This is a genomic window from Actinoplanes sp. NBRC 103695 (assembly GCF_030269485.1).
Lineage (GTDB): Bacteria > Actinomycetota > Actinomycetes > Mycobacteriales > Micromonosporaceae > Actinoplanes.
Genome location: NZ_BSTL01000001.1, coordinates 527,249 through 544,980 on the forward strand (window position 1 = coordinate 527,249; position 17,732 = coordinate 544,980).

12 protein-coding genes are annotated in these 17,732 nt (G+C 72.1%); 11 read left to right on the plus strand and 1 reads right to left on the minus strand.

The features are described from left to right. The first annotated feature begins 1 nt into the window (after nt 1). The 7 genes from QSK31_RS02205 to QSK31_RS02235 are packed head-to-tail and all read left to right on the plus strand — an operon-like array spanning nt 2 to nt 8,058. A complete protein-coding gene (locus tag QSK31_RS02205) occupies nt 2-1,000 on the plus strand; it encodes an ABC transporter permease (protein WP_285680376.1) in 999 nt (332 codons plus the stop codon). Continuing rightward, the gene (locus tag QSK31_RS02210) at nt 1,000-2,871 is read left to right on the plus strand and encodes a dipeptide/oligopeptide/nickel ABC transporter permease/ATP-binding protein (protein WP_285680377.1); all 1,872 of its coding nucleotides are present in this window, start codon (nt 1,000-1,002) and stop codon (nt 2,869-2,871) included. Before QSK31_RS02205 ends, QSK31_RS02210 begins: the two co-directional genes overlap by 1 nt. Then, nucleotides 2,868-4,220, plus strand: a complete 1,353-nt coding sequence (locus QSK31_RS02215) for a serine hydrolase domain-containing protein (RefSeq protein ID WP_285680379.1) — start codon at nt 2,868-2,870, stop codon at nt 4,218-4,220. The genes QSK31_RS02210 and QSK31_RS02215 overlap by 4 nt, the downstream gene beginning before the upstream one ends. Further along, nucleotides 4,221-4,928 carry an ABC transporter ATP-binding protein gene (locus QSK31_RS02220; RefSeq protein ID WP_285680380.1) on the plus strand — a complete coding sequence of 236 codons (708 nt, stop codon included), beginning with the start codon at nt 4,221-4,223 and terminating at the stop codon, nt 4,926-4,928. It begins immediately after the preceding gene. A gap of 11 nt (nt 4,929-4,939) precedes the next feature. Continuing rightward, nucleotides 4,940-6,553, plus strand: a complete 1,614-nt coding sequence (locus tag QSK31_RS02225; protein WP_285680383.1) for a PucR family transcriptional regulator — start codon at nt 4,940-4,942, stop codon at nt 6,551-6,553. A 42-nt stretch (nt 6,554-6,595) separates the two neighbouring features. Then, nucleotides 6,596-7,255 (plus strand): VOC family protein, encoded by a 660-nt coding sequence (locus QSK31_RS02230; protein WP_285680385.1) that lies wholly within the window; start codon nt 6,596-6,598, stop codon nt 7,253-7,255. Continuing rightward, entirely contained in the window at nt 7,255-8,058 is an 804-nt protein-coding gene (locus QSK31_RS02235) for a phosphotransferase (RefSeq protein WP_285680387.1), read from the plus strand. The genes QSK31_RS02230 and QSK31_RS02235 overlap by 1 nt, the downstream gene beginning before the upstream one ends. Before the next feature lie 65 nt (nt 8,059-8,123). Here the strand turns inward: QSK31_RS02235 and QSK31_RS02240 are convergent, their stop codons facing one another. After that, nucleotides 8,124-10,880, minus strand: coding sequence for a hypothetical protein (locus QSK31_RS02240; RefSeq protein WP_285680389.1), 2,757 nt, complete (start codon nt 10,878-10,880; stop codon nt 8,124-8,126). A gap of 340 nt (nt 10,881-11,220) precedes the next feature. Between QSK31_RS02240 and QSK31_RS02245 the strand changes: the two genes are divergently transcribed. From QSK31_RS02245 to menC, 4 genes are read left to right on the plus strand one after another with little or no spacing between them, the layout of a single operon-like run. Next, a complete protein-coding gene (locus QSK31_RS02245; protein WP_285680391.1) occupies nt 11,221-14,538 on the plus strand; it encodes a serine hydrolase in 3,318 nt (1,105 codons plus the stop codon). 11 nt (nt 14,539-14,549) lie between these two features. Further along, the gene (locus QSK31_RS02250) at nt 14,550-15,668 is read left to right on the plus strand and encodes a M20 family metallopeptidase (RefSeq protein ID WP_285680392.1); all 1,119 of its coding nucleotides are present in this window, start codon (nt 14,550-14,552) and stop codon (nt 15,666-15,668) included. Between the two features lie 5 nt (nt 15,669-15,673). Beyond that, entirely contained in the window at nt 15,674-16,540 is an 867-nt protein-coding gene (locus QSK31_RS02255; protein WP_285680393.1) for a GNAT family N-acetyltransferase, read from the plus strand. After that, a complete protein-coding gene (gene menC / locus QSK31_RS02260; RefSeq protein WP_285680394.1) occupies nt 16,537-17,643 on the plus strand; it encodes an o-succinylbenzoate synthase in 1,107 nt (368 codons plus the stop codon). The genes QSK31_RS02255 and menC overlap by 4 nt, the downstream gene beginning before the upstream one ends. Nucleotides 17,644-17,732 lie beyond the last annotated feature (89 nt).

Sequence of the window (17,732 nt, forward strand, 5' to 3'; positions counted from 1 at the left end):
GGTGTTGTCAAGGAGGGCCTTCAGTCTGGTCAGGGGCGGCGGCGGGGCTGCGGATGGCGTTTGGGTTAGGTTCGCTGCCCGGCGGGCCGGGCGGCTGGTGCTGTCACTGTTGGTGCTCGTCACCGCCGCGTTCGCGATGATCCACGCGCTGCCCGGTGATCCGGTCCGGGCGGCGCTGGGACCGACCGCGCCGATCGAGCTGATCAACGCCCGCCGGGCGGCGATGGGCCTGGACGACCCGCTGTGGTTGCAGTACCTGCACTACCTGGGCAACCTGTTCACCGGCGACCTGGGCATCTCGATGACGTCCGGCCTGCCGGTGTCGGACGTCATCTCGGCCCGGTTCGGGTCCACCGTGGAGATGGCGGTGCTCGCCTTCGCGGTGGCGGTGGTGGTCTCGGTGCCCCTGGGGACGTTGATGGCGGTGCTGGTCCGGCACGGCCGCCGGCGCGCGGGGGACTTCGCGTTCACCTCGGCCAGCGTCGTGCTCGCCACGATCCCCGAGTTCCTGATGGCGGTCGGGCTGGTCTTCCTGTTCAGCGTGCAGCTCGGCTGGCTGCCGGTGGCGGGCAGGTCCGGCCCCGACTCGTACGTCCTGCCGGTCCTCTCGCTGGCCATCGGCCCGTCGTTCGTGCTGGCCCGGATCGTCCGGGTGGAGATGCTGACCGTGCTGGAGGCCGACTACGTGCGCACGGCGAGGGCCAAGCGCCTGCCGGACCGGGTGGTCTACCTGCGGCACGCCCTGCCGAACGCACTGACCACCACGCTCACGCTGGGCGGCCTGCTGCTCGGCTCGCTGGTCGCCGGGACGGTGCTGGTGGAGAACGTGTTCGCCTGGCCGGGGCTGGGCGGCACGATCGTCGGCTCGATCCTGGCCAAGGACTACCCGACCGTGCAGGGCGTGGTGCTGGTCTACGGCGTCGGCGTGCTGCTGGTGAACCTGGTGGTCGACGTGGCGCTGGCCGTCGTCGACCCGCGCTCCACGATCCGGGAGAGCTGATGGCCGCACGGGGACTGCGCCGGGCCGGGCCGCTGGGCATCAGCGCGCTCGCGCTGCTCGTACTCGTCATCGTCCTTGCTCTGGTCGCACCTCTGATCTGGCAGCAGCGCGCGGACGCGATCAACGCGGCCGAGATCCTGCGGGGGCCGTCCGGGGCGCATCCGGCGGGCACCGACCTGCTCGGCCGGGACATCTTCGCGCGGGTCCTGGTCGCCACCCGGTTGTCGGTGGGCCTGGCGCTGCTGGCCACCGTGCTGGGCGTGACCGCCGGTCTGCTCGTCGGCGCGACGACCGCCGTCCTGGGCCGCCGCGCCGGCCGGTGGATCGGCACCCTGATCAACATCACGGTGGCGTTCCCGAACCTGCTGCTGGCGCTCTTCTTCGCGGTGATCTTCGGGGTCGGCGCGAAGGGCGCGGTGCTGGCCATCGGCTTCGCCACCGCGCCGGGCTTCGCGCGGATCACCCAGACCCTGGCCTCCGGGGTGGCCGGCCGCGACTTCATCGCCGCCGCCCGGATCGCCGGGGTGGGCCGGTTCCGCATCCTGACCCGGCACGTGCTGCCGAACATCGCCGAGCCGCTGGTGGTCACCGCGACGATCGCGATGGGCGGCGCGATGCTGGCCTTCGCCAGCCTGTCCTTCCTCGGCCTGGGCGTGCAGGCGCCCAGCTACGACTGGGGCCGGCTGCTCGGCGAGGGCCTCCAGCAGATCTACATCCACCCGGCGGGCGCGCTGATCCCCGGCCTCGCGGTGGTCCTGGCGGCGATGGCGTTCAACCTGAGCGGCGAGGTGGTCGCCCGGGCGATCGGCTTGCGCTCCACTTCTACGGGTACGCTCGGCGACCCACCGCCTCCCGCACCGTCCGACCCGATGCCTGAGGCGGACGCTCTGCTCGCCGTGCACAACCTCCAGGTGTCGTTCCCCGGCGTACGCCCGGTCCGGGGCGTGAGCCTCTCGCTGCGGCGGGGCGAGGCGGTCGGCATCGTCGGCGAGTCCGGCTCGGGCAAGAGCCTCACCGCGCTCGCGATCGCGCGGCTGATCGAACCGCCCGGCGAAGTCACCGCCGACCGCCTCGAGTTCCTCGGCGAGGACCTGCGGGGCGACGTCAGCGCCCACCGCCGCCTGCTCGGCACCTCGCTGGCCATGGTCTTCCAGGACCCGATGACGTCACTGAACCCGGTCCAGCGCGTCGGCCGGCAGCTCGCCGAGGTCGTGCGTACCCATCAGCGGGCCGACCGCCGCACCGCCTGGGCCCGCGCCGTCGACCGGCTGAGCGCGGTCCGCATCGCGGACGCGGCGAAGCGGGCCGGCCAGCTCCCCCACGAGTTCTCCGGCGGCATGCGCCAGCGGGCCATGATCGGCATGGGTGTGATGGCGAACCCGGCGCTGGTCATCGCCGACGAGCCGACCACCGCGCTGGACGTGACCGTGCAGAAGCAGGTGCTCCAGCTGCTGCAGAACATCCGGTCGGCCGAGAACGTCGGGCTGCTGTTCATCAGCCACGACGTCACGGTCGTCGGTCAGGTCTGCGAGCGCGTGCTGGTCATGTACGCCGGGCGCATCGTCGAGGACCTGCCCGCGTCGGCGCTCCGCGAGCATGCCCGGCATCCGTACACGCGGGCGCTGGTCGCGGCCGTGCCGGACATGGAAACCGACCGGAATCTGCCGCTCGCGGTGATCCCGGGGCGCCCGCCCGACCCGCGTGACCTGCCGGTGGGGTGCGCGTTCGCCGCTCGCTGCCCGCTGGCCACCGACCGGTGCCGCGAGGAGGACCCGCCGCTCGACTCACTCGAGACCGGCCGGAGGGTCGCCTGCTGGCACGCCGAACAGACAGTCCCGCACCTCTCACTGATCAAAGGAGAGCAGTCATGAGCCTGGACACCGCACAGTGGGGGCGGCGGCTGGCCGAGCTGGCCGAACGTCACCACGTCCCGGGCGCCGCCCTGGGCATCCTGCAGGGTGACGAGGTCGCCGAGGCGGCGTACGGCGTCCTGAACCTCCGCACCGGCGTCCCGGTGACCACCGACTCGCTGTTCCAGCTCGGGTCGATCAGCAAGGTGTGGACGGCGACGCTGGTCATGCAGCTGGTCGACGAGGGCAAGCTGGCCCTGGACACGCCGCTGATCGAGGTGATGCCCGAGCTGCGGCTGGCCGACGCCGAGGTGACCAAGCAGATCACCATGCGCCACCTGCTGACCCACACCAGCGGCATCGACGGCGACATCTTCACCGACACCGGCCGCGGCGACGACTGCCTGGAGAAGTACGCCGCCCTGCTCGCCGACGCGAACCAGAACCACCCGATCGACGCCACCTGGTCGTACTGCAACTCCGGGTTCTCGCTGGCCGGCCGGGTGATCGAGAAGCTCACCGGCGACACGTGGGATGCCGCCGTACGCGAGAAGCTCGTGAAGCCCCTGGGTCTGACCCACACGGTCACGCTGGCCGACGAGGCCATCATGTTCCGCGCCGCGGTCGGCCACCTCTACGAGGGCGGCGAGAACACCGTGGCGCCGATCTGGGGCATTCCCCGCTCGGCGGGACCGGCCGGCGCGGTCACCGCGACCGTGGGCGACCTGCTCAAGTTCGCCAAGATGCACCTCGACGGGGGCGTCCTCTCCGACGCCGCCCGGGAGCAGATGGCCGCCTTCCAGGTCGAGCTGCCGGACAAGCACACCCTCGGCGACTCGTGGGGGCTGGGCTGGGAGCGGATGGAGTGGGACGGGCAGCGGGTGATCGGCCACGACGGCAACACCATCGGCCAGGCCGCGTTCTGGCGCGTGCTGCCCTCGAAGGGGCTCTCGGTCACGCTGCTCACCAACGGCGGCAACGGCGCGAAGCTGTACGAGGAGCTGTACCGGGAGATCTTCGCCGAGCTGGCCGACGTGCGGATGCCGGAGAGGCTCGGCCCGCCGTCGACACCGGTCGAGGTCGACATCACGCCGTACCTGGGCGTCTACGAGCGGGCCAGCATCCGGCAGGAGGTGCACGTGACCGACGACGGCCCGGTGATGACCGTCAAGATCACCGGACCGCTCGCCGAGGTGCTCCAGGAGCAGGACAGCCACTACCGGATGGTGGCCGTCGGACCGGATCTGTTCGTCTGCCAGGACCCGGAGACCGGCAACTGGATCCCGGCCACCTTCTACCAGCTGCCGACCGGCGAGAAGTACGTCCACTTCGGTGCCAGGGCCACCCCGCTCTCCTCACCGGCGGCGTAAGTGCGCGCCTTGACCTTCGAGAACGTGACCGTCCGCTTCGGCTCCCGCCGGCGCGGCACGGTCGCGGTCGACGACGTCTCCCTGGTGGTGCCGGCCGGACAGGTCGTCGGCCTGGTGGGGGAGTCCGGGTCGGGCAAGTCCACGCTGGCCCGGGCCGCGGTCGGGCTGGCGCCGCTGACGGCCGGCCGGATCACGCCCTCGGCCCGGGGACGGCACGTCCAGATGGTCTTCCAGGACCCGTACTCAGCCCTGGACCCCCGGATGTCCATCGGCGAGTCGATCGCCGAGGCCATGCCGTCCGTCGACCGTGCCGAGGTGGCCCGCCTGCTGGAACTGGTCGGGCTGCCCGCGGACCGGGCCCGCGACCGGCCGCACCTGCTCTCCGGCGGCCAGCGGCAGCGGGTGGCGCTCGCCCGCGCGCTGGCCGGCAACCCCGAGGTGATCATCGCCGACGAGATCACGTCGGCGCTGGACGTCTCGATCCAGGGCGCGGTGCTCAACGTCGTCCGCGAACTGCAGCGCCGGATGAACCTGACCATGCTGTTCATCTCGCACAACCTGGCCGTGGTGCGCTACGTCAGCGACATCGTCGCGGTGATGCGCGAGGGGAAGATCGTCGAGTACGGCCCGGTCGACGAGGTGCTCGGCGACCCGCGCCACGAGTACACCCGGGAACTTCTGGCCGCCGTGCCGCGCCCCGCTCACTAAGCTGGACGATCATGAGCCAGCTGCCGCGCGCCAGCCTCGGCCGGGTCCTCGAGGATCTCGGCGCCACGCTGCTGGACCTGGTCCACGGTTCGGTGTCGGCGGAGTCCATCGGCGGCATCGCGTTCCACGACCCGCACGACGAACCCGGCCTGCCCCCGCGCGCCCTGGTCCTCGGTGTCGGGGTGCGCGACACAGCGGACATCGTCGCGCTGCTGCGGTCTTCGGGCGCCGAGGGTGCGGTCGGGCTGGTGGTAAGAGCGCCCGTGTTCCTGGACGATCTCGTCCGGTCTGCGGTTGAGGAGTCGGGCGTGGCGCTGCTGGCTCTCACCCGCGGCGCCTCCTGGGCGCAGCTCGCCGCCCTGCTGCGCTCCATGGTCAGCCAGGGCGATGTCGGCGACACCGGCCCCGAGACCCTCGGCGGGATGCCCTCCGGCGACCTGTTCGCGCTGGCCAACGCCGTCGCCGCCCTGGTCGACGCCCCGGTCACCATCGAGGACCCGGACTCCCGCGTGCTGGCCTTCTCCGGCCGCCAGGACGAGGCCGACGAGTCCCGGGTGGAGACCATCCTCGGCCGGCAGGTCCCCGAGCGGTACGCCCGGATGCTCTCCGCCCAGGGCGTGATCCGCAACCTGCACCGCAGCGAGCAGCCGGTGTACGTGCAGCCGCCCGACGAGCACAACGACTTCTCCGTGCCGCGGGTCGCCGTCGCGGTCCGGGCCGGCGACGAGTTCCTCGGCTCCATCTGGGCGGCCGTCCGCCGGCCGCTCACCCCCGACCGGTCCCGCGCCTTCTGCGACGCCGCGAAACTGGTCGCCCTGCACATGCTGCGGCTGCGCGCGGGAGCGGACGTGGAACGGCGGCTGCGCACCGAGCTCGTCGGCACCGCGCTGGAAGGCGGCACGGGCGCCCGGGACTCGCTGTCCCGGCTCGGCCTCGCCGACCAGCCGCTGGTGGTGCTCGCGCTGGTGCCCGTGTCGGACGGCGCCGACCGGTCCAGTGTGGCGGCCGAGCGGCAGCGGCTCAGCGACGCCCTGGCGATGCACCTCAGCGCGGTGCAGGCCAGCTCGGCGGTGGCCCTGCTCGGCGATGTCACGTACGGCCTGCTGCCGGTCACCGGCGACGACGGCGACGCCCGGGCCGTACGGGTGGCCGGCGGTTTCCTGGACCGGATCGGCGAGCGGGTTCCCGCCCTGGTCGGCGTGAGCCCGGTGGCCGCGACGGTGTCCGAGCTGGCCACCGCCCGCACCAGCGCGGACCGGGCCCTGCGGGTGCTCCGCGGCGGCCGTGGCGGCGCCCGCCGGGTGGCCCGCCTGATCGACGTGCACACCGAGGCGATGCTCCTGGAACTGCGCGACACCGTCGCCGCCCGTGGTGACGCCCCCAGCGGCCCGGTCGCCAAGCTTCTGGCGTACGACGCCGAGCACAGCGCCAACCTGGTCGAGACGCTCGCGGCGTGGCTGGACGCGTTCGGCGACGTGGTGGCCGCCGCCGCCGCCCTGCACGTCCACCCCAACACGTTCCGCTACCGGCTGCGCCGCCTGGCCGAACTGGGCGAGATCGACCTGACCGACCCCGACGCCCGCCTCGGCGCCATGCTCCAGCTGCGAGTCTTCGGCCCCGGCTGATAATCGGCTGCGGTCGTCGCCGTCCCGCGCTTAGGGTCGGGGATGCCTTCCAGCCTCTCCGCGATCACCTTCGCCGCCCAGGACCCTCAGCGCCTGCTCGGATTCTGGTCCGGCCTGCTCCATCGCGAGATCTCCGGCGACGCGCTCCTGCCGCCCGAGGACACCGGCTATCTGATCCGTTTCCTCCCCACCGACCGGCCGAAGACGGTGCCGAACAAGGGCCACTTCGACCTGACCAGCACCTCCCTGGAGGACCAGCGGGCGACGGTGGCCCGGGTGCTCGAGCTCGGCGGCGGCCACCTGGACATCGGCCAGGGCGACGTGGAACACGTGGTGATGGCCGACCCCGAGGGCAACGAGCTCTGTGTGATCGAGCCCGGCAACAACTTCCTCGCCGGCACCGGCTTCATCGGCGCGCTGGCGGGCGACGGCTCCGAGGAGGTCGGCCACTTCTGGAGCGCGGCGCTGGACTGGCCGCTGGTCTGGGACCAGGACGAGGAGACCGCGATCCAGTCCCCGCACGGCGGCACGAAGATCACCTGGGGCGGCCCGCCCGTCCAACCGGCCACGGACTACGACCGCGTGCACTTCGAGCTCCCCGCGGGCACCGACATCGACCGCCTGGTCGCCCTCGGCGCGAAACAGATCGGTCCCGGCCTCCTCACCGACCCCGACGGCAACCAGTTCACGGTCCTGTCCTGATGGTGAGGTCCCGCGCGGAGTCCGCCGCCGTGGCGGTCGCGTCGTCCCTCGGCCTCCGAGCCGACGACACGATAGTTCTGCAGGCCTCCAACAAGCTCACCGTCCGGCTGCTGCCCTGTGACGTCCTGGCCCGGGTGGCGCCGGTGGAGCACGGCGTCGCCCGGTTCGAGATCGGGCTCGCTCAACGGCTCGCCGAGGCCGGGAGCCCCGTGGGCACCCTCGACCCCCGGGTCGAACCACTCGCCTACGAGCACGACGGCTTCGAGGTCACGCTGTGGACCTACTACGAGCCAGCGTCCTCCGCCGAGGTGTCGCCGGCCGGCTACGCCGACGCGCTCGGACGCCTGCACGCGGGCATGCGCGAGATCGACTACCCGACGCCGCACGTCACGGACCGGGTCGGTGAGGCCCGGAAACTCCTGGCCGACCGCGACAGCACGCCGGAGCTCGCCGACGCCGACCGGGAGCTGCTGGACGAGACGTTACGAGGCGCACCGGGAGCGACCGCCGCGGACCAGCTCCTGCACGGCGAGCCGCATCCGGGCAACCTGCTCACCACCGCCGGCGGGCTGCTGTTCATCGACCTCGAGACGTGCTGCCGCGGGCCGGTCGAGTTCGACGTCGCCCACGCGCCCGAGGACGTGGCCAAGCACTACCCGGGCCTCGACGAAGACCTGCTGCGGCGGTGCCGGACGGTCGTGCTGGCGATGATCACCACGTGGCGCTGGCAACGGGACGACCAGCTCCCGGACGGCCGCCGGCTGGCCGAGGAGTGGATCAGCCAGATCCGCGGCGGCCCTTGAAGCAAAGCAAAGAATGACTGCCCACCAGGACAGACTTGGCTCGGCAGGCCCCGGAAAGTGTTATCTCATGCCGCCCGGATCGGGGCGGCATGAGCGCTGCCGGACCTCGGCTCCGCGCCGGCCGGCGACCCACCGGCGAGATTCGGCGGCACTTCGATCGTCGCCATCTGCCACTCGGTGCGGAACCGGTTGATCAGATGCCATCCGACCAGCGGGTTGAGCGCCAGGGTCCGCCTGGTTCGGGCCAATTCGTCGAAGCCGCGCCTGCCCTTCGCGACGGCCTGCTGCCAGCGTGCGTCCGTGCTGTGGCCGGTGAAGAACTCAACCAGGGTCTGGCAGTAGTAGGTGTAGGACACGATCTCTCGCGCCAAGCGGCACAGCGCCGCCCGGCCGGCCTCGTCGGCGAACGCTGACTCCGCGTTCAGGTCGAGCTGTGCGACCTCTCGGACCGCGTCAGCCATGGCATCGGGCGTGGTGACGTGGAAGGTGGCGTGTCCGCACCAGATGATCAGGCTCGAGGTGATCGGCTCGGCGTCGATCTTGCGCACGGCCGAGGTGACGGCGTTCGCCTTGCCGGCCAGATCCCGGGTGACGAGACGGCGGGCGACACTGGACAGATCGCGGCGCCTCGACCCGCCGTCGGGCTGAGTGATCATCTGACGTGCTGCCCGGATCAGGTCACGAGGAAGCCCTCCGGAGAGGCAGAAGCTCAGACCTTTGAACGGCACCGGGATCTCGGTGGTCCGCCGGCTCAGCAGGTCCGAGCACTCCTGGAAGGAGAGGTAGTCGATGCTGACGATTTCGTCGAACGCGCTGTCGAACGCGTCCCGGAACGGCAGACCCCGCCGCTCGAACGAGGCCATCGCGTCCTCGGACACCGAGACCAGGAAATGCCAGCCAGGCACGCCGAAGATGCTCTTGATGTCGTTCAGGAACTGCTGAGCCCGTTCCTCGCTCTCGATCTTGTCCAGTTCGTCGATCCCGATGATCAGGCGCGTGGTCGCTTCGGGGTTCTGTTCCGCGGCGATCATCCGCAGGAACTGCCGCAGTGAGTCGACGATCTCGGGGAGGTTCTTCGGTTGCCGGACGAAGCCGCTGGCCCGCTTGAGCGTCGACTCCAGCCCGGCGGGCACCTTGATGGTGCCGGACCACTCACCGGAGATGCTCTGCTGGTACTCGATCTCGTTGAGCCGATCACGCGCGGCCGCCTCCAGGGACAGCGAACCGGCCGCGAGGCCCCTCTTGCGGGTGGGCCGCCGTGACCAGGTCTGAGCGGCCAGGGCGACGGCGGCGGTGGCGAGGACGACCGCGAGGATCTGGCTGTTGTTGAGGGCGTGGCCGAACGCGGTGGTCGTGAAGATGAGGAGCGCGCCCGCGCCGACCACTCCTGAGATCGCGTAGTTGACGCGGTTGGACCGGGCCGACAGGACGGAGTCGATCGGATCCGGTGGTTCGCCGCCGTCGGCCCGCCAGGTCAGGGCCTCGCGGCAGACCCGCGCGTAGAGATGGAGCAGGAACTCCCGCGGCGAGTACTCCACCGGCGCGGAGACCAGAAGGCGGAGTCCCGGTTCGGGCCTTCCGTGTTCGCAGAGCGACCCGAGGACGGTCGACTTGCCGACCCCGCGCGGTCCGGCCACGCCGACGCTGCCTCCCGGCATCCCGTTGATCAGGGCTCGCAGGCGCCGGGTCGCCGAGGTCGGAATCTCGTAGAGCGGGTCGAACGACTGGCTGAGGCCACCGGGCCGGGTCACCGCGAGCGTCGTCTCGAAGGACGGCTGGTTGTCGCTGATCATCTGCCGGACGTACGGCACGACGACCGACTCCCGGAGCTGGGCGAGCGCAGCACTGCGACTGCGGCGGTACTGCTCCTCGGCGGTGGAGACCCTGATTCGCCGACGTCCGGGCACAGCGATCACGGCATCGAAGATGTGCAGCGTCAGGGCCGCGACGGCGAGCAGCGGATCGGGCAACCCGATGTCGAAGCGCAAGGGTGAGTCGTCGAGATTGATGATCACGACCAGACCGATGACGGGTCCAGCTATGCCGATCAGCACCGCCGCGGTCGTCACGAGCTGGAGCGGCAGATTCTTGACAGTCGTCCCGCAGCACGGTTCACCTCGAAGGTGCGCGGACAGCGTGGCCCAGGTCGAGACCGCAACGATCAGCAACATCGCGGCGACGACGAAGGCCGGGTAAGCGGCCGACTCCCGCTGAGTCCCGAGCGAGATCCGGAGTGCGGAGACAATCAGGATCCAGGGGAACGCCGCCAGCGCGGCGACCTGGACGAGATAGAGGCGTACATCCTTCCCGTCGACACGCTGCCGCCACACCGCCAGAAGAACCACCACGATGAGCGCCACAACGACCCAGAGAAGAATCGGACGAGCGCTTCCGTGCCCGTAGGCGCCCGCGCTGGACAGGGCGAACGCGCCGGTCCACAACGCCATGGCGATCGCCGTGACGACGAGACGCCACCCTCGCGTGAGTGTCCAGAAGTAGACCAGGCGGCCGGTGCCGACTCGCCCGGCTCGGGCGACCGCCAGCCGGAGCAAGGCGACGTCGATGGGATCGAGCGCCACGTGGGCGTTGTCGATGAGATCCTTTCGGCATCGTTCGCGAACGAACTCGTGGGGCAGGGTGGATGCCGCGAGATCAGCCCGGACGTCGTCCTCGAGGCACTCCCCGAGTACCCGTTCGAACAGATTCGTGCGGAAGGCGGCGCGGACCTCAGGGGTCAACTGCGCCCGGTCCATCCGCTCGGGGTGGGGCAGGGGCCTGGTCGATCGCCGGTGACCGCGACGAAGCGGGCGGAACGCGTCCATCGGCGGAGGATGGCAGACGGCCGTTCCGGCGGCGTGGCCAGAAGTACGGGGTTGCCCCCAAGACGGGAAGAACCAGCTGATCGACGTAACCCGAACCGGCGACACTCAGGTCCTTCCGTAGCGTTCCCGCATGCTCGGCCTCCCGTCGGGCCGCCTCGACCAGGGCGGTCAGGCGGCGGTTCAGCCTGGTGGGGGCGATGCCCAGGCCTGGCTGGATCTCGTCGAAGCCGGTCCGGCCGTCGAAAGCGACGATGACGGCGGCCCCGTCTCGTTCTCCCGTACCAAGACAGCGGAAGCGGCAACCGGCAGGCTTCGCTCGGGAACCAGAAGGGGGTACGCCGTGGGACGACGACTGCGGATCGAGGACCTGCGCGACGTTGCGGTGCCCGAGCAGCCGGCTCTCGGGCCGGACGGCCGGGTCGTGTATGTGCTGCGTACCGCCGATGTCGAGGCCGACCGGACGGCCCGCGCTCTGTGGATCGCGGGGCCGGGCGACGCCGCGCCGCGCCGGTTGACCCGGGGGCCTGGTGACACCTCGCCGGCCTGGTCGCCGGACGGCACCCGGCTGGCCTTCCTGCGTGACAAGCAGATCTGGCTGCTGCCCGCGGACGGCGGCGAGCCGGAGGCGGTGACCGACCTGCCGCTGGGCGCGGGGGCGCCGGCGTGGAGCCCGGACGGGACACGGATCGCCTTCGCGGCGCCGGTGAACCGGGCTCCCGAGGCCGGCGACTCGGCGCCGATGGTCACCCGGCGGGTCGACTACCAGGCCGACGGCGCGGGCCTGCTGCGCAGCGTACGCAAGCATGTGTTTGTCGTTGATCTGGAAGCCGGCACCGCCAAGCAGGTGACCGACGGTGACTGGCACGCGGGCGACCCGGCCTGGTCGCCGGACTCGACGACGCTCGCCTTCGCCGCCGCCACCGCACCGGACGCCGACCTGATCGCCCGCGCGCCCGTGCACCTGCTGGACGTCACCGACGAGCACGCAGACCTGCGCGTCGCCGGGCTCGCGGACGGCTTCGGCGGGCCGGTCACCTGGACGCCGGACGGCTCGGCGCTGCTGGTCGTGGGGATGGACGGGCCGCCGGTCGGGCACGCCGGGCTGCTGCGCGTGCCGCTCGACGGTGGCCCGGTGACCGACCTGGCCGCCCCGCTGGACCGCAACGTGATGCCCGGCGGTCCCGGCTACCCGGGTGCGCTGCCGACGTTCGCCGACGACGGCCGCACCGTGCTCTTCTGTGTCCGCGACCGGGGCTGCACCCACCTCTACGCCGTCGACCTCGACGGTGGCATCCCGCGGCCGGTCGTGTCCGGCGCCGGGCGGCTGGTCGCCGGGCTCTCCGTCGCGGGCGGCACAGCGGCGATCGTGCTCACCACCCCGGAGTCGTTCGGCGAGGTGGTCCGGGTCGACCTGAGCGACGGTACGGAGACCGTGCTCACCCGCCACGGCCTGGAGGACGTCGGGCTGTGGCCGCGCACCGAGCGCGAGTTCACCATCTCGGACGGGACCATCGTGCACGGCTGGGTGATGCGCGACCCCGGCGCCACCGGACGCCAGCCGCTGCTGCTCGACATCCACGGCGGCCCGCACAACGCGTGGAACGGCGCCGCCGACGACATCCACCTCTACCACCAGGAACTGGTCGCGGACGGTTGGACGGTCCTGCTGCTCAACCCCCGGGCCAGCGACGGGTACGGGAGTGAGTTCTACACCGCGACGCGGGGCGCGTGGGGCGTGGCCGACGCCGCCGACTTCCTGGAGCCGGTCGACACGCTGGTCGCCGAGGGTCTCGCCGACCCGGAGCGGCTGGCCGTCACGGGCTACAGCTACGGCGGCTACATGACCGCCTACCTGACCGCGCAGGAGCAGCCGTTCGCGGCCGCGGTCGCCGGTGGCCTGGTCGCCGATCTGAACGCCATGGCCGGCACGTCCGACGACGGCTCGTTCCTGGCGAAGTACGAGCTGGACGCCCGCACCTGGGACGCGCCCGACCGCTACGCCGCCATGTCACCGCAGGCCCGGGTCGACAAGGTCGGCACCCCGACGCTGATCCTGCACGGCGAGGCGGACATCCGCTGCCCGGCCGGCCAGGCGCAGCAGTGGCACACCGCGTTGCGCGAGCGGGGCGTCCCGTCGGAGCTGGTGCTCTATCCCGGCGCCTCGCACCTGTTCATCGTGGACGGTCCGCCGTCGCAGCGGATGGACTACGGGCGCCGGGTCGCCGAATGGGTGCGGCGCCACACCTCGGGTGGCCGGGCGCCGCTGGACGCCGCGCACTGGCAGCGCCGGCTCGACGCTCTCGCCGAGCGTCACAAGGTGCCCGGCGCGACGCTGGGCATCCTGCGCGGCGACGAGCTGATCACCCTCGCGCACGGTGTGCTCAACGTCGACACGGGCGTGACGACCACCCCGGACTCCGTCTTCCAGATCGGCTCGATCAGCAAGGTGTGGACGGCCACGCTGGTCATGCAGCTGGTCGACGAGGGCAAACTGGACCTGGACGCGCCGCTCACCGACGTCCTGCCCGACCTGAAGCTCGCCGTCGCCGGTGTGACGATGCGGCATCTGCTCACCCACACCAGCGGGATCGACGGCGACGTGTTCACCGACACCGGGCGTGGCGACGACTGTGTCGCGCGCTACGTCGACCTTCTCGCCGACGTGGCCCAGAACCATCCGCTGGGCGTCACCTGGTCCTACTGCAACGCCGGGTTCGTTCTCGCCGGGCTGGTCATCGAGCGGCTCACCGGGGGGACGTGGGACGACGCCGTGCGTACCCGGCTGGCCGGTCCTCTGGGTCTGACCCGGACCGGGACGTTGCCCGAGGAGGCGCTGAAGCATCGGGCCGCGATCGGGCACGTGGACGGGGCGGTCGCGCCGGTGTGGGCGCTGCCGCGGGCGCTCGGGCCGGCCGGGCTGATCAACTCGTCGGTGGCGGATCTGCTGGCGTTCGCGAAGATGCACCTCGGCGACGGGGTTCTGTCCTCGTCCGGCAAGGAGCAGATGGCGGCGTTCCAGGTGGAGCTGCCGGAGAAGGAGACGCTCGGGGACTCGTGGGGGCTGGGCTGGATCCGGTTCGGCTGGGACGGGCAGCGGCTGATCGGGCACGACGGGACCACGATCGGGCAGACGGCGTTCCTGCGGGTGCTGCCCTCGCAGGGGCTGGCCATCGCGCTGCTCACCAACTCGGACACCGGCCGGGACCTCTACCAGGAGCTGTACACGGAGATCCTGGCCGAGGTCGCGTCCCTGGCGATGCCCGGGCCTCTCAAGATCAACTTGCCGGTCGCGGGCCCCGCCGCCACCCCCACCCCGGCACTGGGTGGGCGGCAAAGTAGCACCTCCGACGGACAAATTTCTGAGCCTGTCCACAGCGACCTCACGCCGCACCTGGGTGTGTACGAACGCGCCGCCACCCGCCAGGAGGTGCTGCAGACCCCGGACGGCCCGATCCTCCGGATGACCACGACCGGCCCGCTGGCGGAACTGGTGCCCGACCCGGTCCAGGAGCTGCCGATGGTCGCGCTGGGCGAGGACCGCTACGCCGTACGCCTCCCGAACAGCAAGAACTGGACCCCGCTCGTCTTCTACCGCCTGCCCACGGGCGAGCGCTATCTGCATTTCGGCGTACGGGCGACGCCCAAGGTGAGCGACTGATGCTCAACCGCATGAACGACCGCCTCCCGCGGATGCTCGCCGACATCGAGGAGCTGGTCCGCTGCGAGTCCCCGTCGCACGACGAGGCGGCCGTCTCCCGCAGCGCCGGCGTGCTGGCCGGCATCGGCACCCGCCTGCTGGGCGTCGAGCCGGACCGTCTGCCGCACCACTGCCTGCGCTGGCGGTTCGGCGACGGCCCCACCCGGGTGCTGCTGCTCGGCCACCACGACACGGTCTGGCCGATCGGCACCCTGGTCACCCACCCGTTCCGGAACACCGGCGGCATCCTGCGCGGCCCCGGCTGCTTCGACATGAAGGCCGGCGTCATCCAGGCGCTGCACGCGGTGGCCGAGCTGCCCGACCGCACGGGCGTCACGGTGCTGGTCACCGGCGACGAGGAGCTGGGCTCCCCGGATTCGCGCGAGCTGATCGAGGCGGAGGCGGCCGGCTGCGCCGCCGCCCTGGTGCTGGAGGCGTCGGCGGACGGGGGCGCGCTCAAGACCGAGCGCAAGGGGGTGTCGCTCTATCGCGTACGCGCGGAGGGCCGCGCCGCGCACGCCGGCCTGGAACCCGAACGCGGGGTGAACGCCTCGGTGGAGCTGGCCCACCAGATCCTCGCGGTGCGCGCGCTCGCCGACGACGGCGAGGGCACCACGGTCGTCCCCACCCGGATGACCTCGGGTACGACCACCAACACGGTGCCCGCCGCCGGCGACTTCGCGGTGGACGTCCGCATCCGCACCCTGGACGAGCAGCGGCGGGTGGACGCCGCGATGCACGCCCTGCGCCCGGTGCTGCCCGGCGCGCGGCTGATCGTCGAGGGCGGCCCCAACCGCCCGCCGATGGAACCGGCGGCCGCGCTCTACGACCAGGCGGTCGCCGCGGCCCATCGGCTCGGCCTTCCCTCGCCCGGCCAGGCCGCGGTGGGTGGCGCCTCCGACGGCAACTTCACGGCAGGCGTGGGTACGCCGACGCTGGACGGTCTCGGTGCCGTGGGCGGTGGGGCGCACGCCGACGACGAGCACGTGATCGTGGCCGAGCTGCCCCGCCGGGCCGCCCTGGTGGCCACGCTGACCGCCGACCTGCTGGCGCCGCTGCGTCCCGTGCGTGCCGCGTCCCCGGGCTGGTGACCGCCGTGGATCTGCTGGTTCGCGCCGAGGACGCCGCAGCCGACGCCGAGGTGGCCGCGGCGGCCGCGAACGTCCACGTACGCATCCTGTCCGATCTTGACGATCTGCACGCCGCCCAGCGGCTCTTCGACGACATCTGGCAGCCCGATCCGGCGAACCGCCCGATGACCGCCGAGCTCCTGCGGGCCCTGAGCAAGGCCGGGAACTACGTGGCCGCCGCCTTCGACGACTCCGGCATGGTCGGCGCCTGCGCCGGCTTCTTCGCCCCGCCCGCCCAGCGCGAGCTGCACAGCCACATCGCCGGGGTGGCCGGCCGGGCGATGGGCCGCAGCGTGGGCCTGGCCCTCAAGCTGCACCAGCGCGCCTGGTGCCTGCGCCACGGCGTCGACGTGGTCACCTGGACGTTCGACCCGCTGGTCGCCCGCAACGCCTGGTTCAACCTGGCCAAGCTGGGCGGCGTGCCCGTGCAGTACCTGCCGAACTTCTACGGCAGCATGCACGACGGCATCAACGGCGGCGACGACACCGATCGGCTGCTGCTGCGCTGGGAACTGACCGCGCCCCGGGTCGACCGTGCCGTCGCGGGGGTGGCCCCTCGCTGGGACGTCGCGACCCTGCGCAGGGCCGGCGCGGTGGTGGGCCTGGACCGGTCGCCGTCCGGGGAACCGCTGCCCGGCCGCGTCGACGGCGATACGGTGCTGGTGGCGGCGCCCCGTGACATCGAGAGTTTGCGCAAGGCGGACCCTGAGTGCGCGAGGCTTTGGCGTACGGCGGTCCGCGACGTTCTCGAGCCACTGTTCGCGTCCGGGGCGGCCGTGCCAGGGTTCGACCGCTCAGGTTGGTACGTCGTCCGTCGAGGAGGCCCCGAGTGAAGCTCACCGGCATCGAACTGCGTCGCATCCGCATGCCGCTGGTGGCGCCGTTCCGTACGTCGTTCGGCACCGAGACGGAGCGGGACATCCTGCTGCTCCGCGCGGTCGGCGACGAGGCCGCGGGCTGGGGCGAGTGCGTGGCCATGTCCGACCCGCTCTACTCCAGCGAGTACGTGGAGGCCGCCGCCGACGTGTTGCGCCGTTACCTGGTGCCGGCGCTGGGTGCCCGCCCCGAGGCCGACGGGACCGCGGTGGCGCCGGCGCTGCACCGCTTCAAGGGTCACCGGATGGCGAAGGCCGCGCTGGAGACCGCGGTGCTGGACGCCGAGCTCCGCGCGGCGGGCCGGTCCTTCGCCCGCGAGCTGGGCGCCGTCCACGACCGTGTGCCGTGCGGCGTGTCGGTGGGCATCATGAACTCGATCCCGGAGCTGCTGGAGTCGGTGCAGGGCTACATCGACGAGGGCTACGTCCGCATCAAGCTCAAGATCGAACCCGGCTGGGACGTGGAGCCGGTCCGGGCCGTCCGCGAACGCTTCGGCGACGAGGTCCTGCTGCAGGTCGACGCGAACACGGCGTACACCCGCGCGGACGCCGCCGTGCTGGCCGCCCTGGACCCGTTCGACCTGCTGCTGATCGAGCAGCCGCTGGACGAGGAGGACATCCTCGGCCACGCCGACCTGGCCAGGCAGGTCCGCACCCCGATCTGCCTGGACGAGTCGATCGTCTCGGCCAAGGCCGCGGCCGACGCCATCCGGCTGGGCGCGTGCTCCATCGTCAACATCAAGCCCGGCCGGGTGGGCGGCTACCTGGAGGCCCGCCGCATCCACGACGTCTGCCAGGCGTCCGGGATCCCGGTCTGGTGCGGCGGCATGCTGGAGACCGGCCTGGGCAGGGCGGCCAACGTGGCGCTGGCGGCCCTGCCCGGCTTCACCCTGCCCGGCGACACGTCGGCGTCCGGCCGCTACTACCGCACGGATGTCACCGAGCCGTTCGTGCTGGCCGACGGCCACCTGCCGGTCCCGGCCGCGCCCGGCATCGGGATCGACCCCTTGCCGGAGGTCCTGGCCGAGATCACCACGAGCACGGAGTGGCTGCCCCTCTGACCTCCGGCTGGTCAGTGACGACGCCGTCCACCGCGACACGACACCGGCCCGCCGCGGTGAGCATGATCGAACTCGGCCTCGACACGGCG